16 protein-coding genes are annotated in these 20,318 nt (G+C 72.8%); 11 read left to right on the top strand and 5 right to left on the bottom strand.

Annotated features, from left to right (window positions below; translation table 11 throughout):
- Nucleotides 1–1,243 precede the first annotated feature (1,243 nt).
- A complete protein-coding gene (locus FEF34_RS34570) occupies nucleotides 1,244–1,921 on the top strand; it encodes a DUF4232 domain-containing protein (protein ID WP_138056675.1) in 678 nt (225 codons plus the stop codon).
- A 68-nt stretch (nucleotides 1,922–1,989) separates the two neighbouring features.
- Here the strand turns inward: FEF34_RS34570 and FEF34_RS34565 are convergent, their stop codons facing one another.
- Entirely contained in the window at nucleotides 1,990–2,391 is a 402-nt protein-coding gene (locus tag FEF34_RS34565; RefSeq protein WP_138056674.1) for a DUF5997 family protein, read from the bottom strand.
- Between the two features lie 57 nt (nucleotides 2,392–2,448).
- Here FEF34_RS34565 and FEF34_RS34560 point away from each other — a divergent pair, with 57 nt between their 5' ends.
- On the top strand, nucleotides 2,449–3,246 hold the full coding sequence (locus FEF34_RS34560; protein WP_138056673.1) for a LysR substrate-binding domain-containing protein: 798 nt from the start codon (nucleotides 2,449–2,451) through the stop codon (nucleotides 3,244–3,246).
- Nucleotides 3,247–3,348: 102 nt separating this feature from the next.
- On the opposite strand, the gene FEF34_RS34555 is transcribed toward FEF34_RS34560, so the two are convergent.
- The 3 genes from FEF34_RS34555 to FEF34_RS34545 all read right to left on the bottom strand — a co-directional run bounded on the left by FEF34_RS34555 (nucleotide 3,349) and on the right by FEF34_RS34545 (nucleotide 5,774).
- Nucleotides 3,349–3,519, bottom strand: a complete 171-nt coding sequence (locus FEF34_RS34555; RefSeq protein ID WP_109294168.1) for a hydrophobic protein — start codon at nucleotides 3,517–3,519, stop codon at nucleotides 3,349–3,351.
- A gap of 147 nt (nucleotides 3,520–3,666) precedes the next feature.
- On the bottom strand, nucleotides 3,667–4,905 hold the full coding sequence (locus FEF34_RS34550; protein WP_138051843.1) for an IS701 family transposase: 1,239 nt from the start codon (nucleotides 4,903–4,905) through the stop codon (nucleotides 3,667–3,669).
- A 188-nt stretch (nucleotides 4,906–5,093) separates the two neighbouring features.
- Nucleotides 5,094–5,774, bottom strand: coding sequence for an SMI1/KNR4 family protein (locus FEF34_RS34545; protein ID WP_138051842.1), 681 nt, complete (start codon nucleotides 5,772–5,774; stop codon nucleotides 5,094–5,096).
- Nucleotides 5,775–5,990: 216 nt separating this feature from the next.
- On the opposite strand from FEF34_RS34545, the gene FEF34_RS34540 reads away from it, so the two are divergent.
- The 3 genes from FEF34_RS34540 to FEF34_RS34530 all read left to right on the top strand — a co-directional run bounded on the left by FEF34_RS34540 (nucleotide 5,991) and on the right by FEF34_RS34530 (nucleotide 10,767).
- Entirely contained in the window at nucleotides 5,991–6,164 is a 174-nt protein-coding gene (locus FEF34_RS34540) for a CsbD family protein (protein ID WP_138056672.1), read from the top strand.
- Nucleotides 6,165–7,116: 952 nt separating this feature from the next.
- The gene (locus FEF34_RS34535; protein ID WP_234042663.1) at nucleotides 7,117–7,569 is read left to right on the top strand and encodes a MarR family winged helix-turn-helix transcriptional regulator; all 453 of its coding nucleotides are present in this window, start codon (nucleotides 7,117–7,119) and stop codon (nucleotides 7,567–7,569) included.
- Between the two features lie 177 nt (nucleotides 7,570–7,746).
- Nucleotides 7,747–10,767: an AfsR/SARP family transcriptional regulator gene (locus FEF34_RS34530; protein WP_267905300.1), complete on the top strand. Its 3,021-nt coding sequence runs from the start codon at nucleotides 7,747–7,749 to the stop codon at nucleotides 10,765–10,767.
- Nucleotides 10,768–10,791: 24 nt separating this feature from the next.
- Here FEF34_RS34530 and FEF34_RS34525 read toward each other — a convergent pair whose 3' ends face one another.
- Nucleotides 10,792–10,989 carry a hypothetical protein gene (locus FEF34_RS34525; RefSeq protein ID WP_138056669.1) on the bottom strand — a complete coding sequence of 66 codons (198 nt, stop codon included), beginning with the start codon at nucleotides 10,987–10,989 and terminating at the stop codon, nucleotides 10,792–10,794.
- Between the two features lie 199 nt (nucleotides 10,990–11,188).
- Here FEF34_RS34525 and FEF34_RS34520 point away from each other — a divergent pair, with 199 nt between their 5' ends.
- The 6 genes from FEF34_RS34520 to FEF34_RS34495 all read left to right on the top strand — a co-directional run bounded on the left by FEF34_RS34520 (nucleotide 11,189) and on the right by FEF34_RS34495 (nucleotide 20,235).
- Complete coding sequence (locus tag FEF34_RS34520; RefSeq protein ID WP_138056668.1) at nucleotides 11,189–13,051, top strand: AfsR/SARP family transcriptional regulator; 1,863 nt, start codon at nucleotides 11,189–11,191, stop codon at nucleotides 13,049–13,051.
- A 94-nt stretch (nucleotides 13,052–13,145) separates the two neighbouring features.
- Nucleotides 13,146–16,448: a non-ribosomal peptide synthetase gene (locus tag FEF34_RS34515; RefSeq protein ID WP_171053207.1), complete on the top strand. Its 3,303-nt coding sequence runs from the start codon at nucleotides 13,146–13,148 to the stop codon at nucleotides 16,446–16,448.
- Nucleotides 16,449–16,482: 34 nt separating this feature from the next.
- On the top strand, nucleotides 16,483–17,883 hold the full coding sequence (locus FEF34_RS34510; protein WP_234042661.1) for a serine hydroxymethyltransferase: 1,401 nt from the start codon (nucleotides 16,483–16,485) through the stop codon (nucleotides 17,881–17,883).
- Nucleotides 17,880–18,566, top strand: coding sequence for a DUF2461 domain-containing protein (locus tag FEF34_RS34505; protein WP_171053206.1), 687 nt, complete (start codon nucleotides 17,880–17,882; stop codon nucleotides 18,564–18,566). The genes FEF34_RS34510 and FEF34_RS34505 overlap by 4 nt, the downstream gene beginning before the upstream one ends.
- Nucleotides 18,563–19,654: a threonine aldolase family protein gene (locus tag FEF34_RS34500; RefSeq protein ID WP_234042660.1), complete on the top strand. Its 1,092-nt coding sequence runs from the start codon at nucleotides 18,563–18,565 to the stop codon at nucleotides 19,652–19,654. The genes FEF34_RS34505 and FEF34_RS34500 overlap by 4 nt, the downstream gene beginning before the upstream one ends.
- The gene (locus FEF34_RS34495) at nucleotides 19,654–20,235 is read left to right on the top strand and encodes a GNAT family N-acetyltransferase (RefSeq protein WP_138056665.1); all 582 of its coding nucleotides are present in this window, start codon (nucleotides 19,654–19,656) and stop codon (nucleotides 20,233–20,235) included. The genes FEF34_RS34500 and FEF34_RS34495 overlap by 1 nt, the downstream gene beginning before the upstream one ends.
- The last annotated feature ends 83 nt before the right edge of the window (nucleotides 20,236–20,318 follow it).

The following is a 20,318-nucleotide window of genomic DNA, read 5'->3' as shown; positions in this document are numbered from 1 at the left end:
CGGATACTCAGGTCGGTGGGCGCGGGCACACGCATACGCAGAGGCGACACCGCGCCCGGCGGCCGTACGCACCAGTGGTCACCGCGCCCGCCGGCCGTACGGCACCGGTGGTCGCCGCGTCCGGCGGTCCGGCAGGCCACGGACCGCCGGCGCCGGCGCCGCGCGCCTGCTCCGGCGCCGTACCCCGGACGCCTTGCGGCCTGCTCCTGCCGTCCACGCACGGGTCTGCTCCCGTCCTGCCAGTACAAGCCTGACCGATATCGACCAATCGGGGCAATTCGGATCTTCTTCGCCGGTCGTTCCGACGCGGCTCTGGCCCCGGCCCGCGCCGTCGGCGACGGTCGCGTGACCGGGTCCGCACGGCCGGAGCGGCGGCTCGGGCCCTCCCGGCCGCACCCGCCCTCCGGTTCCGGGCGGAGGGACGGACCACGCGGCCCGCGGCGGTCCCGGCAGGTGCACGGCCGCGCCGGACGCCCGGTCCGCCGTCCGGTGCGGAGCCCGCCGCGCGGCCGAAGCCGACCCCCCGCCGGACAGCCGGGCGACGGCGGGGGCATCGGGGATCCCGGCCGCCGTGACCGGCCTCGGCGTCCTCGGTCGGCCGGGCGCGCGTCCGGGGGTCACGGCAGTCCCGGATGTGCACGGCGGTCTCCTCCGCCGCCGCGGCGGGTCCCGGTGCCGGAGCTGCTCCGCGATGTCGTCGGCCAGCCGTACGCGGGTGGCGACGGGCGAACGGGCCATGGCTCACCGCTCCCCGGCGGCGAGGGTCCCCGCGGGCCACCGCCGGGTCCGCCGCCGCGGGCCGCCTCAAGGTGCCCCGGACGCCGTCACCCCGCCCACGGGACGGTTCGGGCGGCACCGTCCCGCCGGACGGTCCGAGCGACGGCGTCCGGTGGGACGGTGCGTGCGGTGGGCGGTCCACCCGCGAAGTCGGCGGTGAAGCCGAGCCGTTGGAGCGGCCCTGCCGACACCGGCACGATGGCGCGGACCGTCGGGGCGCGGACCGGCCCCCTGCGGAAGCGGGCTCCCGAATCCCCCGCCGCACGGTCCGAGCGACGGCGTCCGGTGGGACGGTGCGTGCGGTGGGCGGTCCACCCGCGAAGTCGGCGGTGAAGCCGAGCCGTTGGAGCGGCCCTGCCGACACCGGCACGATGGCGCGGACCGTCGGGGCGCGGACCGGCCCCCTGCGGAAGCGGGCTCCCGAATCCCCCGCCGCACGGTGGCAGCGGCGTGCCATGATCACGGCATGAACGGCGGAGAGCTGAGGCGTGCGGCGACCCTCGCGGCGTCGGCCGCGGTCCTGGCCACCGGGTGCGGGCTGTCGGCAGAGCTGGACCGCGAGGCCGATCCCGCCCGGACGGGAGCGGACGCCCGCCCACCGCACCCGGCGTCCGGTCCTCGCGCACCCGGTCCTCCCGACTCCCGGCCGTCGTCCGGTGTGCGGGATCCCTCGCGGGAAGCCGGCGTGGAGCGGCCTCCGCCCGGAGCGCACAACTGCCCGGCCTCGGGCATACGGGTGTCGACCGGCATGGTCAGCGCCACCATGGGCCTGCGCGCCATGCCCGTCACGATCACCAACTGCGGCACTCGCGTTCAGCGGCTGAACGGCTATCCGGACGTCCGGGTGCGCGACGTGGACCACCGGCCCATGGACGTGATGGTACTCAAGGGGCCGGAACCGATCACCCGGCTCGACGACCCCGGTCCGCACCCGGTCCCGCTGCGCCCCGGGGAGTCGGCACGCAGCGTGTTCGTCTGGCGCTACTCCGCCGTCGACGCGGCGTCCCTGCGGGGCAGCGGGGTGTACGTGGAGATCGGCCCGAGCGTCGGTGCCGACCGGCAGACCGTGGAGCCGGAAGGCGGCCTCGACATCGGCGAGACGGGCCTGCTCGGCACGACCGCATGGACGAGGATCACGGACTGACGCCGGTGGTCACCCGGCGGCGCGGGGCGGCTCCGGCCGGGGCGCCCGGCCCGCCTGCGTGCCTGCCGTCAGGAACGCCCCTCGGCCTCCGTGTCCTTCTCGGTGCGCTTCTCCTTGAGGCGCACGGCCTCCTTGCGCACCTCGGCCTGGGTCGCGCGCTCCCGCCGGAGCCACTCGGGGCTCTCCTGCTTCAGCGCCTCGATCTGCTCCGTGGTCAGGGCCTCGGTGACACCACCACGGGCCAGACCGGAGATGGAGACGCCCAGCTTCGCCGCGACCACGGGGCGGGGGTGCGGGCCGTTGCGCCGCAGCTCGCGGAGCCACTCGGGCGGGTCGGACTGGAGCGCGTTGAGTTCGTCGCGCGAGACGACGCCCTCCCGGAACTCCGCAGGGGTGGCTTCGAGGTACACACCCAGCTTCTTGGCCGCCGTGGCGGGCTTCATGGTCTGGGTGCCGTGGTGCGACGTCATGGGTCAAGGATATCGAGCGCGTGCACGAGCTCCGACCACGCCGGATAACCTGGAGCGGTGACTGGCTCGGAAGCTCCCCCCTCGTTCAGGCTCGCCTACGTACCCGGCGTGACTCCTGGCAAATGGGTGCGGATCTGGCAGGAGCGGCTGCCCGACGTCCCGCTGCACCTCGTCGCGGTGCCGGCCGCCGAGGCGCCGGGGCTGTTGCGCGACGGGGGCGCCGACGCCGGTGTGGTGCGGCTGCCCGTCGACCGCGCCGTCTTCAGCGCCATCCCGCTCTACACGGAGACGACGGTGGTCGTCGTGCCGAAGGACCACGCGATCGCGGCCGTCGACGAGGTGTCCCTGGAGGACCTCGCCGAGGACATCGTGTTCCACCCGCTGGACGACACCCTCGAGTGGCTGGACTTCCCGGGACGTCCCGCGATCGAGCGGCCGGCGACGACCGCGGACGCGATCGAGCTCGTGGCCGCGGGGGTGGGTGTGCTGGTGGTCCCGCAGTCCCTCGCCCGTCTGCACCACCGCAGGGACCTCACGTACCGCCCGGTCACCGACGCCCCCCAGTCTGGCGTCGCCCTGTCCTGGCCCGAGGAGCGGACCACCGATCTGGTGGACGACTTCATCGGCATCGTCCGCGGAAGGACCGTCAACAGCACGCGGGGCCGCCGCCCCTCCCCCGCCGAGCACCCGAAGGACCAGCCGAAGGACAGGGCCCGGCGCTCCGGCCGCCCGGCGCGCGAGGCGGCCGGCGGCAAGACCGCGACCGGGGGACGGCGCAGTGCAGCCACCGGGCGTGGCGGCGCTCCCGCCGGACGCAAGGGTGCCCGGCCCGGCAAGCCGCGCCGCCGCTCCTGATCCACGGGGTTCGTTCGGGCGCCGTCCGGACACGGGAACACGGGTGCCCCGGAAGGTCCTTCCGGGGCACCCGTGTTCGGGCAGTCGGCGGCCGGAGCCGCCTTACCAGCGGTACCAGCGTCCGCGGCCGCCACCGGGCCCGGCCGGCCGGATGACGAAACCGAGCAGCCAGACGACGAGGACGATCGCGGCGATCCACCAGAGCGCTTCGAGAGCGAATCCAGCACCGAAAAGCAGCGCGGCGAGTATGAGAACCAGCAGCAACGGGACCATGTTTATCAACCTCCGAAGCCACGGTTGCCCGGGCTCCGCGAATTCACACCTGCGGCTCGGCCGATCAATCCGCCGTCTCTTCCCGCGCGGACCGGTGCGTTTGACGGCGCGGGCTCCGGTTAGTACTCCAGCTGTAGATCGTGATCTTCATGTCTGGGATGCGGCTTGCCGCCGGTAGTGACTGGTGCGTGATCGTGCCTGGTGGCGGCGGCGCCAGTCGGACCAGGCAAGCCGGTGGGCCGCGTCGAGGACGGGCCGGACGACGAGCGCGATGAACAGGCGGCAGATCTCGTTGCAGGACAGCGGGATCAGGTCGTCCGGCGTGGGTCGGTGTGCGTGTTCGTCGGCGCGGACGACGGCGAGGAAGGCGTGGGCCAGCATCGCGAGGGTGACCCAGCGGGCCCACGAGGGGTAGCGGCGGACCTGGTGCTCATCCAGCCCGGCCAGTCCCTTCTCTGTTTGGAAGGTCTCCTCCACCCGCCATCTGGAACCTGCGACCTTGACCAGGGTGGCCAGGGATGCCGGCGTGGTGGAGTGACAGCGGTAGTAGGCGAGTTCACCGGTGCTGCGGTTGCGGCGGATCAGCAGCTGGTGGTGGCCCGGGGCTTCGTCGGCGAGGTCGATGACGGCCCAGTCGTAGAATCGCTGCCCCTTCGCGCCGTGTCCGGCCGAAAGCTTCTGCCAGGCCCGCTTCGGCACCTTCGCCGCCAGGGCATCGGCGCGGAACTTGCCTGCGCCGGTGGACACTTCGGCCGAGCAGGCCACCGCGAGGACATAGCCGATGCCGCGTTCCTCCAGAGCCGTACGGAGTCTTGGGTTGCCGCCGTAGACCTCGTCCCCGGTGACCCAGCCGACGTGGTGTCCGGCGTCCAGGAACCGTTCGATCATCGTGCGGGCCAGTTCCGGCTTGGTCGCGAAGACGGTGTCCTGGCCGAGTCCGGCTGCCCGGCAGCGGTCCGGGTCGGACGTCCAGGAGCGCGGGATGTACAGCTCGCGGTCGACCGCCGCGTGCCCGCGCGTCCCGGCGTAGACGAGGTAGACCGCGACCTGGGAGTTCTCGATCCGGCCGGCGGTGCCGGTGTACTGGCGCTGGACCCCGACCGTGTGGGTGCCCTTCTTCACGTCGCCGGTCTCGTCGACAACCAGGACCGCAGCCTCGTCATAGAGGTGCTCGACGACGTATTCGCGCACGTCGTCACGGATGCCGTCGGCATCCCAAACGGCTCGGCACAGCAGATGCTGCATGCCGTGCGGGCTGGCCTCCCCGGCCCACTCCGCGATCGTCCAGCAGTTCTTGCGCGGCAGGTCCGCCAGCAGGCCCAGCACCAACCGCCCGGCCCGTTGCCGTGGTTCGACCCGGACGAACCGGCCCGCGATCCGGCCCATGGCCACCTCGAACGCATCCCGCCAACGGACGGGATCTATGCTGTGACCTGCGGCCACCGTCTCATCGTTACTCCACACAAGTCACGATGATCAACGGTGGCCGCACCCGTCTCCACACCGGCCCACCTTGGCTGAGGGCCCTGCTTAGCCCGTTTCACCGTAACGCTCAACAGCACAGGCCGATGGGCCTACGGTGCCGACAGGGCTGTGCGCTCGGCTTTCTCCAGCCAGTCGGTGTACCAGCGGGCGAACGTCACCGGCGTACCGTCGTCGTCGAGCAGCGGGGCGAGGTCGACGTCGTCCACCCGGCAATCGGACCAGATCGTGCCACGGTGGCTGCCGTTGATGATCAGCCATTCTCTCTGGGCGCAGCCCAGGTGGGAGATCACGATGGCGCCGGCGGTGCGCTCCGGGGCGAACATGATGGCCTCCCACCGCTCGTCCCAAGCCTCGATGGCGTCGTCGAAGTCCTCGATGTCGTCGAAGTCCTCTTCCTCGGGGCGTTGGGCAAGAAGGTCGTCGAGCAGTTTCGGGTCCGGGCCCTGGTCGGGAAACGGCGCGGCAAGTCTCGTCAGGTCGGCCAGGTCCGCGCCGTCGCCTTCCCAACGCCAGCGGCCTTGCACGCGCCGAACTGGGAACAGGCCGTACGCGGGGCCGGCGCCACCCGCACCGACGTGGAGCAGGAATGTCCGGTACTCCTCCGGCAGCCGCACGTCCGTCTGAGCCTCGAGTTCGGCAAGCTCACCCTGGGTAAGCGGGTCCTCCACGATCCACCTGTGCCCCAATGCCCCAAACACCCTGCTGCCGGAAGGCCCTGCACCCGCCGCCTCGAGCCGCTGACGCACGCCCACCCACCACTGATCAGTCATGCGCAGACCGTACGTGCAGCCATCGACACCTGGGGCGCGGGCCCACTGCTACGGTCCCGACGGGCTCAAGACTGGCCCAACGCCCCAGACCCCTCAGCGCAACACGCACATCGGCCAGCTGAGGCTCTCGATCACGCCCCCAGCAAGATCACGATCTACAGCTGGAGTATTAGTCGACGCAGTGCATCCGTCGTCGACTTCCGGGAAGTGAGAGTCATGGCTGCGAACGAGAAGACCCAGGCCAGGATCGAGCAGGCCAAGGGCAAGGTGAAGGAGATCGCGGGACGCGCGGTCGGCAACGAGCGGATGACCGCCGAGGGGCGCGCCGAACAGTCGAAGGGCGATATGCGCGAGGCGAAGGAGAAGACCAAGGACGCCTTTCACCGCTGAGGCGGGGGCTTCCGGCCCCGAGGCCCGGTATTCGCCGCGCGAATACCGGGCCGGCCTCATTTCCGCACGGGTCACCGGAATGACCGCTCGCCGAACGCCCGCCCGAAAAATGACCGCCCGCCGAACGACCGCCGCCCCGCAAGTGACCACTGCCGAACGACCACCGCCCGGCGAACGACCACTCGCCGAGCGACCGCTCACCGATGACGCCACGCCTGGAAGGCCCGTACGGACCCACGCCCGGAAGGCCCGTGCGGACCCGGGGCCCGCCGCAAGGCCGTCCGTGCTCCCGGCTCGGCGCTCAGCGCTCCGCACCCGGCCCGGTGGCGTTCCTCGGTCCTCGGTTCCCCCACGTACGGTTGCCCCGCCCACCCGGCAGCACACCCGCGGGGCCCGGCGACCGCGCCTCGACCGCCGGCGAGTCCGTCGGCCGCATCGCCCGCCCCGTCCACGACGGTTCGGCATCGGCACGGGCGTCTACACGGCGGAATGCGGCTGTGCCGCAGGGACTACGAAGACCCCGCACTGCCGACGAGACACCCGGCGGCCCCTTCCGACGGGCCGACGTCGACCAGCAGGCGGCTCGCGCCTGTTGTCGGCGCGACGACGGCCGCACGGAGGGCCGACGTGCTTCACGCCGACCGGATGCCGCGGCTCGGGCGGCATGGGTCTCGCCTCCCCGCCGCGGCCATCTGCCCGCCGTGGGCCGGGTGCAGACATGAATACGCTGCTCCGTTCCCGGGGTTCGGTGGAGGCGGATTCACCATAAGCGGCGCGCGAGATTCCGGTAATCGAACACATCATGGACACTGGGTTCGGCCAACGGTACGGTGCGGCAACATGTGGCCGGAACCATCGGGGGCCGCGGACCGACGGACGCTCAGTGTGTCGACTTCCTGCGGAGGGGGCCGTTTTGCGTGTCGCCAACTACTGTGAGGACGCTCGTGGTGGCGTGACCAGCGTCGACGCTCTCAGTCGGTCCGCACTCGCGGTGCTCCACCTGAACGGCAGGTTCACGGCCGAGCTCAACAGGCTGACGTTGGCGCACGGACTCAGCGCGGCCCAGTGGCAGGTCCTCAACACCATAGGGACCGAGCCGCGACCGGTCTCCGCCGTGGCCCGCCTCCTGGGCGTCACCCGGCAGAGCGTGCAGCGTACCTCCGATGTGCTGGTGAGCCGGAAACTGGCAGCCTACCGGGACAACCCCGCACACCGGCGCGCCAAACTGCTCGAGGCCACCGACGGCGGCCGGGCGGTGCTGCACGGAATCGAGCCCGGCCAGGCCGAACTGACCCGCCGACTGTGCGGAGAGCTGGGTGGGGAGGATGGATTCCGCAAGATCATCGAAGTGCTGGGGGAACTGTCGCGGGCCCTGTGCGCCGTCGCGCCGCAAGCCCGTTCCTGAGTCCGCGGAAACCCAGTGGGCCATCGCGCCCGCACGCTCCGCGGTCCACCCGCCAGGGCCGGAAATCGCCTTGCCGGCGGGGCTGTTGATGGCCGAATTCGAGTGCTTCCGTATTGTACCGTCAGCGCCTTGATCAGGGTCACATCAGGGGGACCTTTGAACCAGTTAGTCTTCAGAATGCTCGGCCCCCTGCTGGTTCAGGCAGACGGGGTGCCGGTCCGGATCAAAGGCAGACGCCAGTCCACCGTACTCGCGATGCTGCTTCTCTCCGCCGACCGGATCGTGTCCGTGGACACCCTGGTGGACGCGGTGTGGCCGGAGAGCCCTCCGGCCACCGCGCGCAACCAGATCGCCATCTGCGTCGCCACTCTGCGCAAGACCTTCAAGGAGGCCGGCCACAGCGATCTGCTGCTGACGTCCCCGCCCGGCTACGTACTCGCCCGCGGTGAGCACCGCATCGACGTCGTGGAGTTCCTGCAGCACGCGGAACAGGGGCGTGACGCCGCACGCCACGGCCGGGCCGAGGACGCCTGCGCGCTGCTGGAGGAGGCTCTCAGCAAGTGGCGGGGGGCGGCCCTGGACAAGCTCGCGGGCGAGCGGATCGAGGCGGAGGCGGCCAGGTTGGAGCAGCTCCGGCTCGATCTCATGGAGGAGCGCGCCGGTCTGATGCTGGAGCTGGGCAGACACCGGGTGCTGACCGGGGAACTCGGCGAACTCGTCGCACGGCATCCTCTGCGGGAGCAGTCGCGCGAGCATCTGATGCTGGCGCTCTACCGCTCGGGACAGCGCGCCGAGGCACTGGAGGTGTTCCGGCTGGGGCGCCGGCTGCTGAACGAGGAACTGGGCATCGAACCGGGGCCCGCGCTGCAGCAGTTGCACGATCTGATCCTGCGCGACTCGCCCGAGCTGTCCCGCCCGCCCGCCACCGCTCCGCCCGCGTCGGTCAGCGTCCTGGCGGTGCCGGCCCAACTGCCCGCGGACGTCATGCGGTTCACCGGGCGACAGCAGGAGCTGGCCGCGCTCGACCGGCTGCTCAAGGAGCCTTACCATCCCCACGCCCCCGCTCTGGCCACGGTCGTCGGCGTGGGCGGGGTGGGGAAGACGGCACTGTCCGTCCACTGGGCGAGCCAGGCTGCCCACCGTTTCCCGGACGGTCAGCTCTTCGCCGATCTGCGCGGCTACGACGAGGAGAACCCCCCGGTCTCCCCCACCGCCGTGCTCGACCGCTTCCTGCGCGCACTCGGGGTGCCGGCTCCCCAGATCCCGGAGGAGCTCGACGAGCGTGCGGCACTGTACCGGAGCCTGCTCAGCACGCGCAGAATGCTGGTCCTCCTGGACAACGTACGGTCGTTCGCACAACTGCGGCCCCTGCTCCCGGGCGGCGGCCGCAGTGTCGTCCTGGCCACCGGGCGCGAGGTCCTGGACGATGTGACCGGCGACTACACGGCGCTGCGGATCAGGCTGCGCGTCCTCCCGCCCGCCGAGGCCACCACACTGCTCACCAAGATCGCCGGCGCCGACCGCTTCGGCAGCGACCCGGTGGGGCTCGAGCAGCTGAGCGCGCTGTGCGACTGCCTGCCCCTGGCACTGCGGATCGCGGGAGCACGGCTGGCGGCCAAACCCGGGCTCACGGTGCGCGGGCTGGTCGAGAGACTGCGCGACCAGCGGAGGCGGCTGGACGAGCTGAGCCCGGAGGAGGGCGGGGTCCGGGCCGGCTTCCGGCTGACGTACCGGGACCTGTCTCCGGAGGCGGCCCGGATGTACCGCAGGCTCGGACTGCTGCGCACCCCGGACTTCGCGGTGTGGGCCGCGGCCGCCACGGTGGACACCAGCCTGTGGCGGGCCGAGGAACTGCTCGACCAGCTCGTGGACGCCCAGTTGCTGGAGGCCGTGGAACCGGTACCGGGCAGGCCAGCCCGGTACCGGTTCCAGGACCTGCTCCAGCTCTTCGCGCGCGAGCGTGCCGAGGCCGACGAGACCGAGGAACAGTGCGACGCCGCGCTGGAGCGCGCGTTCGCCGCCTGGCTGTGGCTCGCGGAGGAGGCACATCGGCGGCTGGACGGCCGGGACTTCCCGGTGGGCCGTCCGGCACAGCGGGCACCGGCCTGCCTGCCCGGTGCCGCGGACGAACTGCTGGCCGCGCCGCTGGACTGGTTCGAGTCCGAGCGGGCCGCGGTCGCGGACGTGGTGGCGCACGCGGCCGAGACGGGCCGGGCCCGGTACGCGTGGGCCCTGACGGAGAGCACGGTGCCGCACTTCGAGACGCGCAACTACCTGGAGGACTGGCAGCGTTGCGCCGACGCGGCCCTGTCGTCCGCCCGGCGCGTCGGCGACCGGGTGGGCGAGGCCACCATGCTGCGCCTGCTGGGCTCGCTCGCCATCTACCAGCGGCGATACGAGCAGGCCGAAGGCTGGAACATGGCCGCACTGCGCCTCCTGCGGGGCAGCGACGACGTCCACGGGGCGGCGCTCGCCCAGCGGAACCTGGCGATGTGCGCCAGGCTCCAGGGAGACTGGGACCGGGCACTGGAGTTCTGCCGGGCTGCGCTGGCGGGCTTCTCCGAGGTGCACGACACCCGCAACCAGGCCCATCTGCTCGGCTATCTGGCGCAGATCGAGCTGGACCGCGGTCAGGTGGGGCAGGCGCTCCCCCTGGCCGTGGAGGCGGTGACGCTCAGCCGGCGGTCCGGGTCGGTGCGCGCGGAGACGCAGAACCTGTACCGGCTCGCGGAGGCGCGGCTGTGCGCGGGTGAACTGGACGACGCGGCCCAGTCCTTCCACGAGGTGCTGCAGTTGTCCCGCAAGGAGGGCGACCGGGTCGGCGAGGCCCACGCGCTGCGCGGACTCGGCGAGACGCAGTGGAGCCAGGGCCTGCTCCCGGCGGCCGAGAGCACGCTGAGGCAGGCCCTGGAGATCACTGAGGAACTGTCCGACCGCTTCCTGTACGCGCGGGTGGAGACCGACCTCGGCTGTGTGGAGGCGCTGGACGGCCGGCACTCGGCAGCGGCGGAGAGGTTCGAGCGGGCCCATGCCGCGCTCGGCGAAGTCGGGGCCCAGCCCTGGCGGGAGAGGGTGCTGAGGCTGCTCGCCGCGCTGCGCGGCGAGCCGGGCGGGGCGGATGCGGCCGCGGTCCCCGGGACGGAACGATGCTTCACACCCCGGACGTTGCGACTGCTCCTGGCGGACCGGTCCGACTGAGCCGGTCCCGGAGGATTCGGGGACTCAGCCCCAGGGCATGTCGTCGTCGGCGGCCGCGGTCGGCCCCGTCGGTGCGACGATGCCCCAGGGCATGTCGTCGGCGTTCGCGACCGTTGTGGAGTGCGCGGTGAAGCCCAGTCCGGTGCCGGCGCCCGTGATGAGCCCCGCCAGTACGAACAGACCGGCCATCGTCGCCCGCTTCGCCGTCCGAGTGCTGCGCATTGCGATTCCCCCTCATCGGTGGACCGTCATTGCCGCTTGCTGCGGTACGAACGGACAGTAGGGACGCCTCCTTTCGATCCCTTGTCCCACCGATTTCACGCGTCGGGACCCCCGTGAAACCGACACGATATCGAGAAAATAACGCACCCCTCTAGCGTCGTCCGGAGATTCTTCGCGTGAATCACGAACGGGGCTGCCCATGGAATTCCGAGTGCTCGGGCCGGTCGAGGTCCGCCGGCACGGGAGCAGAGTGCCGCTCTCCGGCACCAAGCTGCACACCGTGCTGGCAGCGCTGCTGATGGCCCGCGAGGAGGTCGTCTCCGACGACCGGCTGAGCCGGCTGCTCTGGGGCTGGACGCCGCCCGCCACCGCGAGCGCCCAGCTGTACACCTACGTGTCGAGGCTGCGGAAAATCCTGGGCGACGACATACTCATCGACCGCAGGCCACCCGGATATGCCATGGCCATAGGCAATTCCTCGCTCGATCTGATCGAATTCGAGGAACTCGATCGGGAGGGCCGGGAAGCGTTTTCAGCACAGGACCACGAAAAGGCCGGGGATCTTCTCCGGGGCGCCCTCGCGCGGTGGAACGGCCCTCCCCTGGCGAACACCACGGACCATCTCGCGGCCGCCGAGGTCCCCTGCCTGACGGAGGCGCGCGCCGGCACCCTGGAGCACCGGATCGCCGCCGACCTCGCGCTCGGACGCCACGAGGAGATCACCGTCGAACTCACCGGCCTCGTGGCGGAGTTCCCGCTGCGGGAGCGGATCCGCTGCCAGCTGATGACCGCGCTGTGCCGCTGCGGACGTCAGGCCGACGCGATCCACCTCTACCACCACGGCCGCTCGGTGCTGGCCGAGGAACTCGGCGTCGACCCGGGCGAGGAACTGCAGGCCACCTACCGGGCACTGCTGGACGGCTCCCTGGTGCGGCATCCGCGGCGGGCCGGCACGGCGGCGTCCGAGCCCGCCGGCCGCCAGGGCGACCAGGACACCCGTGGCGTACCCGCCACCCTGCCCCCGGACACGGCGGACTTCACGGGCCGCGAGCGCGAACTGGGACTGCTGTCCCGCGCGCTCACCCCGAACGAGTCCGCGGCCGACCGGCCCCGCAGGGTGCTGGTGACGGGGATGGCCGGGGTCGGCAAGACCGCGCTCGCCGTGCACGCCGCGCACCGCTGCAAGCGGCACTTCCCCGACGGGCAGCTGTACGCCGACCTGCGTACTCCGGACGGCACCGCGCGGCCGGCCGGCGGGGTGCTGCTGCAACTGCTGCGGGCACTGGGGCCGGCCGTCGGCTCCGGGGTGGCCGACGACACCGACGAACTCGTGCGTCTCTACCGGGAGCGCACCGGTGGCAGGCGGCTGCTCATCCTGCTGGACAACGCCGCGAGCGCGGCGCAGCTCGGGCCGCTGCTCCCCAACACCCCCGAACCGGCCGTCCTCGTCACGGGACGCACCGCGCTGCCCACCGTGGCCGGGGCCCACACCGTGGCGCTCGATCCGCTGGAGGACGGACCGGCGCTCCAGGTGCTGGCCGCGGCGGCGGGGGCGGAGCGGATCGCCGCCGCCCCCGGTGCGGCGGCAGTCATCGTGGAGCACTGCGCGGGGCTGCCGCTGGCACTGCGTATCGCGGGCATGCGGATAGCGGCCCGGCCGCACTACGCGCCGGACCGGTTCGCCCGGCGGCTGGCGGACCCCGGCACCCGGCTGCGGGAGCTCCACTCGGGCGACCTGGACGTGCAGGGCGCGCTGCTCGCCTCGTGGCGGGCACTGCGGCCGGACGCCCGCCGGGCGTTCCCGGACCTCGGAGGCCTGGGCCCGGAGCCGTTCCCCGCGGTGCGCGCCGCCGGGTTGCTGGGGCTGCCCGAGGGGGAGGCCGAGCTGCTGCTGGAGGCCATGGCGGACGAGGCGCTGCTGGAGGTGAGCGGCGCCGACGAGTGGGGCCGGCCCTGCTACGTGTTCCACCCGCTGGTGCGGCTCTTCGCCCTCTCCCTTCCCGACGACCGGGCGCAGGGCGCACCGGCCGGACGGTTCCGTGGGGGCGTAACCGGCGGCTAACCGGCGCGGCCTACCCTCGCTCCGCCCGGCGGAGCGGCGACGCCTCTGCAGTCCCGGCCCGATGAATTCCCTTCAGAGCGAGTGGAGTTGGACCATGACCGAGCTCTTGCACGGCCCCGCCGACAGTGCCGCCCCCTTCCCCATGACCGAGACGCAGCAGGCGCTGATGATCGGGCGGGGAGAGGGCGTCGAGCTGGGCAGCATCGGCTGCTACGGATACTTCGAATGGGAGCGCGAGGACCTGGATCCGGAGCGGTTCGCCGCCGCCTGGCGCCGGGTTGTCGCCCGCCACGACATGCTGCGTGCCGTCGGGGCAGCCGACGGCACGCAGCACGTGCTCGTGGAGCCTCCCCCGTACGACACACCGGTGCTGGACCTGCGCGGGCTCTCCCCCGACGACGCCGGGCAGCGGCTCGCCGAACTGCGCGAGGAGATGAGCCACCGGGTGTTCCCGGTGGGGAGCTGGCCGCTGTTCGACCTGAGGTTCGTGCTGCTGCCGGGCGAGGGGAGCAGGGGCCGGGTCCATCTGGGCATCGATCTGCAGGTGCTGGACGCCTCCAGCGCCTTCCAGGTGCTCTTCCCGGACCTGATCGACCTGTACGAGGACCCCGGGGCCGAACTGCCCGAGTCCGGCCTCACGTTCGCCGACTACGCGCGCTGGCGTGCCGACGTCATGCCCGGCACGGAGGCGTTCCGGGCGGCCCGTGACTACTGGCTGGAGCGGGTCCCCCAGCTCCCGCCGGCGCCTTCGCTGCCGAAGGGCGGGGGCGGCGGGACCGGGGTCCGCTTCGAACGGCACGAGCACCGGCTGTCGCCCGCGGACTGGGACCGCCTCAGGAACGTGGCGCGGGAGGCGGAGGTGACCCCGTCGGTGCTGCTCACCGCCGCGTTCGCCGAGGTGGTGCGCTGCTGGGCGGAGGAGACCGACTTCACCCTGAACTACCCGGTCTTCGAGCGCCCCCGGGTGCACGAGGACATCGGTTCGGTGCTGGGGGACTTCACCAACGCCGTGATGCTGGCCGCGGACGGTTCGGGCGCCACCTTCCTCGACCGGGCGCACGCCCTGCGCGACCAGCTCCGCCGGGACACGGAGCACGGTGCGTTCAACGGCGTCCGGGTGCTGCGCGAACTGACCCGGCTGCACGGCGCCGGCGCGCAGGCCGGGATGCCGGTGGTCGTCACCAGCCTGCTGGACTACCCGGCCCGCCGCCCGGTCACCGACCTGGGGCACGAGGTCTATTCGATCTCGCAGACCCCGCAGGTGTCCCTCGACGTCCAGTTGCGCGAACTCGGCGGGGAGCTGCGGATCATCTGGGACTACGTCGACGGCGCCTTCGCGCCCGGGTTCACCCGGGCGGCGTTCGGGGCGTACGCCTCGCTCGTCCGGCGCCTCGTGGAGGAACCGGAGTGCCTGCACAGCCCGCGCTTCGACCTGATCCCCCCAGCCGAGCGCGAGCTGCGCCGCCGGGTCAACGACACGGCGGGCCAGATCCCGTACACCACCCTGCACGAGCTGTTCGCCGAACAGGCCGCCCGCACGCCGGACGCCGAGGCGGTCGTGGACGCAGGACGGCGGCTCAGCTACGCGGAACTCGCCTCCTACGCCTGGCGGATCGGCCGCAGGCTGCGGCAGCACGGCGCGCAACCGGGCGAGCTGATCGCCGTCGTGATGGAGAAGGGCTGGGAACAGTACGCCGCGGTGTACGGGATCCTGGCGTCCGGCGCGGCCTATCTGCCGCTCGACGCCGCCCTGCCTCCCGAGCGCCTGCGCAGGCTCCTGGCCCACGCCGGAGTGGACAAGGTGCTCACCCAGTCGCGGCTGGAGTCCCGGATCGGCTGGCCGCCGAACACCCACCGCTACCGCGTGGACGAGGACTTCGAGATCGGCGACGCCGGACTCCCGGAGGTCGCGCAGACCCCGGCCGACATGGCGTACACCATCTTCACCTCCGGTTCGACGGGCGAGCCCAAGGGCGTGATGGTCGACCACATCGGTGTCGTCAACCTGATCCGCGACGTGGCCCGGCGGTTCGGGGTGGACGGGGCCGACCGGTTGCTGGCCGTCTCCGGACTGCACTTCGACGCGTCGATCTACGACGTGTTCGGCGTACTGACGCAAGGGGGCACCGTCGTCGTCCCGCCGCCGTTCGAGCACGCCGAGCCCGACGTGTGGGCCGACCTGGTGTCCGCGGAGCGCGTCACGCTGTGGAACTCCGTGCCGGTGCTGATGGAACTCCTCGTCGGCGAGGCGGAGGTCCGTGAACGGCGCGGCGGCGGACGACCGCTGGAGTCCCTGCGGCTCTCGGTGCTCTCCGGCGACTGGATCCCGCTGACCCTGCCGGACCGGCTGCGCGCCCAGTGCCCCCGCATCCAGGTGGTGGGCTCAGGCGGCCCGACGGAGACGATCTGCTGGTCGCTTTTCCAGCCGATCGGCGAGGTCGACCCGGCCTGGCCCAGCATCCCGTACGGCAAGCCCATCACCAACCAGCGGTACTACATCGTGGACGGCTCCTCCCATGAGCGCCCGCTGGGTGTGGTCGGCGAGATGGCCGTGGCCAGCGACGTCGGGCTGGCGCTCGGCTACCTGAAGAACGAGGAGCTGACCCGCAGCCGCTTCGTGGCGCTGCCGGACACCGGTGAGCGGGCCTATCTGACGGGGGATCTGGGGCGCTACCTCCCGGACGGAGGCATCGAGATCCTGGGCCGGGACGACTTCCAGGTGAAGGTCCAGGGCCACCGGATCGAACTCGGCGAGATCGAGGCGGCGCTGCGGCAGGACGAGCGCGTCGCGGCGGCCGTGGTGGTCGCCCCCGCCAGCGCCCACGGCGTCCGGCGGCTGCACGCCTACGTCGTCGCCGGCCGGGAGGGCACGGGCGAGCAGATCCTCGCCCGGCTCTCGGAGCAACTGCCCGCGTACATGGTCCCCTCCGCGCTGACCGTGCTGGAGGAGCTGCCGCTCACCCGCAACGGCAAGGTGGACCGGTTGCTGCTCGCCTCCACCGCCGGCAGCCGCCAGGCCGCCGACGACTCCGCGGCCGCGGACGTGGCGGCGGAGCCGGGCGACGCGCTGGAGCTGGTGCTGTGCGCGGCCGTCGCCGACATCCTCGGCCTCGACCGGGTCGGTCCCGGCGACAACTTCTTCAAACTGGGCGGCGATTCGCTGAGCGGAACCCGGCTGGCCGGCCTCCTCCAGGACCTGCTGGGGGTGCCCGTGCCCGTCAGGACGGTGTTCCGCACCCCGGTGCTGGCGACGCTGGCCGCGCGGATCGCCGCCGACGAGACGCACGGCGCCGAGGCGCTGGCCGCCGCGGAGGCCCTCGGTGCGCTGCCCGAGGAGGACGGTGCGGACATCCCCGCCGGGACGCCGGACCTGCCCGGGGGCGCGGCCCGCGCCTGACCGACGACCACTGGAACTCCACGAGGGGACAGCCATGACGTTCACCCTGCCCGCGCCGCTGGGCGCCCCGGCCGCCTACGGTGCCCCGGCGACCGCGGCTCCGCGGCCGGAAACACCCGACATGATCACCTTCGCCGGACACGCCGCCACCCGGCTGCGCCGCACCGACGCCGTCCTGTACGAGCTGCTGAACCGGGAGGCGGACCGTCAGAACAACACGTTGATGATGGTCGCCGCCTCGAGCGTCGCCGACCCGTCCGTGCTGGCCTGTGGCGGAAGCACGCTCGGGAACCTCACCGCCGAGGGCTATCCGGGCGGGCGCTACCACGCCGGCTGCTCGGTCGCCGACGAGATCGAACGGCTGGCGATCGAGCGGGCCCGTGCGGCGTTCTCGGCCCAGGACGCCATCGTCCAGCCGCACTCGGGGTCGTCCGCGAACCTGGCGGTGCTCACCGCCCTGCTCGCACCCGGCGACACCCTGCTGGGCCTGGACCTCGACTGCGGGGGGCATCTCACCCACGGCTCACCCGCCTCGGTCAGCGGCCGCTACTACAACGCCGTGGGGTACCGGCTCACCCCCGAGGGGCTGCTGGACTACGACCGGATCCGCGATCTGGCCCTCACCCACCGGCCCAAGCTGATCGTCTGCGGGGCGAGCGCCTACCCGCGCAGCATCGACTTCGCCCGCTTCCGGGAGATCGCCGACGAGACGAACGCCTATCTGCTCGCCGACATCTCGCACATCGCGGGGCTCGTCGCGGCGGGACTGCACCCGAGCCCCGTCGACCACGCCCACATCACCACCACGAGCACCTACAAGCAGCTGTACGGTCCACGCGGCGGGCTGATCCTGCTCGGCCGTGACGCCGGCAGGTCGGGGCCCGAGCGCGGGACGCTCGCCTCGACCATGCGCCGCGCCGTGTTCCCGTTCACCCAGGGCACCCCGGACCTCGCGTCGGTCGCGGCCAAGGCCCGGGCCCTGGACTTCGTGGCGGGCCCCGAGTTCGCCGAGCTGGCCAAGCGGCTGGCGGACGGGGCCCAGGCGATCGCCGAGCGGCTGTCCGAGCGCGGCCTGCGCCTGGTCACCGGCGGCACGGACACCCACATGGTGCTCATCGACCTGCGCCCGGCCGGCCTGACGGGTGACGTCGCCGAGGAGGCTCTGGAGTCCTGCGGCATCGTCGTCAACCGCAATCGCGTCCCGGGCGACACCACGCCCGTGCGGACCACCGCCGGACTGCGGCTGGGCAGCAACACCCTGGCGGCACGCGGCATGGACCGCAACGCGGCGGGCGAGTGCGCGGACCTGGTCGCGGACGTCCTCGACGCCCTGCGGGCCGGCTCCGGAGTGCTCCCGGCCGCGACGCGCGCGGCGGCACGGGCCCGCGTCGACGCACTGTGCGCCCGCCACCCGCTGCCGGGGTACGGGTCGTGACGTTCAGCGGCTTCCCGCCCTCGGCACCGCGCCTGTACGAGGCACTCGCCGCCGACAACTCCAAGGAGTCGTGGCGGGCGCGTCACCGCGCGGTGTACGAGCGGGACGTCCGGGCTCCCATGGAGGAGCTGGCCGGCGAACTGTCCGCGCACTTCGCCGAGTACGCGGGCGGGGTGCGTCTGCTCGGCCCGGTCCGGGACACCCGGATGTCCCACGACAAGTCCCCGTACAAGACGTACCAGGGCGGGTACCTCGACGTGCTGCCCGCCCTGGGTTTCTGGCTGCATCTGGACCGGGAGGGGCTGTACGCCTCCGGGCGCTGGTACCCGTACGGGGGCGCCGAGGTCGCCCGCTACCGCGCCGCCGTCGGGGAGGAGGCGGACGGCGCGGAACTGGCCGCGATCACCGCCCGGCTGACCGGTCTGGGGTTCACGATCGGCGGCGACAGGCTCGCCACCCGGCCACGGGGCGTGCCGGCGGACCACCCCCGGCTGGAGCTGCTGCGGCACCGCAGGATCGACGCCGGACGGCGGCTCGGACCGGGCCCCGCCCTCGGCTCGGCCGCCGCCGGCGCCTTCGTCCGGGAGACGTGGGAAACGGTGCGGCCGCTGCTGGACTGGGCCGCCGTCCGCGGGCTGACACCGCGACCGCGAGGCGACCGAGGAGCTGACACACCGTCATGACCATGGAGACCGTCGATCTGCGCAGCGACACCGTGACCCGTCCGACGCCGGCGATGCGCCGCGCGATGGCCGTCGCCGAGGTCGGCGACGACCTGTTCGGGGAGGACCCCACCGTCCGCGCGCTGGAGGACCGCCTGGCCGGCCTGTTCGGCTTCGGCGGCGCCCTGTTCGTCCCGTCGGGCGTGATGGCCAACCAGATCGCGCTGCGTCTGCTCGTCGCGCCGGGCCAGGAGATCGTCTGCGACGCCGAGGCCCACATCCTGGCCCACGAGGAGGGCTCGCCCGCCCGGTACGGCGGGATCCAGACGCGCACCGTCCCCGGTGAGCGGGGACTGCTCGGGGCCGAGGAACTGGAGGCCGTCCTGCGTCCGGGCAACGCCTACACCGTCGGCACCCGCGCGGTGGCGCTCGAGCAGACCCACACCCGCGGGGGCGGCGCCGTGTACCCCGTGGAGACACTGCGCGCGATCCGGCGGCTGACCGGGAGCGCCGGGGTCTCGGTGCACATCGACGGCGCCCGGATCTGGAACGCGCACACCGCGACCGGAACGCCGCTGGCGGAGTACGGGGCCCCGGTGGCGGACACCCTGTCGGTGTGCCTGTCGAAGGGGCTCGGCGCCCCGGTCGGCTCCGTTCTGCTCACGGCCGCCGAAAGCCTTCCCAGAGCGCGGTCGTTGCGGCACGGTCTGGGAGGCGGCATGCGGCAGTCGGGGATCCTGGCGGCCGCGGGCCTGCACGCGCTGGACCACCACCTGGAGCGCATGGCCGAGGACCACACCCACGCGGCCCTGCTCGCGACGGGACTGCGGGACGCCGGATGCGCGGTGCGTCCGCAGGAGACCAACGTCGTCCTCGTCGACACACCGGACGCCGAGGAGGTCGTGGCCGGGGCGGCCCGGGAGGGGGTCCTGGTGACCGCGCCCGGTCCACGGACGGTCCGGCTCGTCACACATCTGGGTGTCGGACGACAGGCGTGCCGTCGTGCCGCGGGGGTCCTGGCGGCCCTCATGGGCGAGGGTCGCCGGACGAGGGGCGTTCCCGCGTCCGCGGGACACGCACAGCAATGGAAAGAGAGCGAAGTAGCCTGATGAGTTGGGAAGTTCTGCCGGCGACCGCCGAACGATGGGACGACGTGCGGGCGGTACTGCAGCCGCGCAAGAGCGCGCACACCTGCTGGTGCATGGCCTGGCGGCTGACCACCGGCGACTACGGGCGGATGACCGCCGACGAGCGGGGCGCGCACCTGGGTTCACTCGTCGAGGCGGGCAACCCGCCCCCCGGAGTGCTCGGCTATCTCGACGGGGAGGTGGCCGGCTGGTGCAACGTGGCGCCGCGCAAGCACCTGGACCGGCTGACGTCGTCGAAGACGATCACGCCCGTCGACGACCTGCCGGTGTGGTCCGTCACGTGCTTCGTCGTGCGCAAGGAGTTCCGCGGCAAGGGCGTCGCGTCGGGTCTGCTGGAGGGCGCGGTGGAGCACGCCCGGGCCAACGGCGCCCCCGCGGTGGAGGGTTACCCCGTGGACCCGGAGGGCGGCCGGGTGAACTCGACGCTCGCGTACGTCGGCACGATGGAGATGTTCGAGCGGGCGGGCTTCCACCGGGTCCGCAGGACCGAGGCCAAGAGCGACAAGCGCTATCGCTGGGTGATGCGCCGCGACCTGGACTGAGCGTCCCGTGGCGCTGGGGCCCACCGAGACGGCGGGCCCCAGCGCCACGGGAGCGGGCCGGCGAGGACGGCCCCTGGCCAGGG

The sequence above is a fragment of the Streptomyces marianii genome (assembly GCF_005795905.1).
In the GTDB taxonomy this organism is placed as follows: Bacteria; Actinomycetota; Actinomycetes; order Streptomycetales; family Streptomycetaceae; genus Streptomyces; species Streptomyces marianii.
Note: the sequence above shows the minus strand (reverse complement) of the source record. Positions and strands in the feature narration are given on the sequence as shown.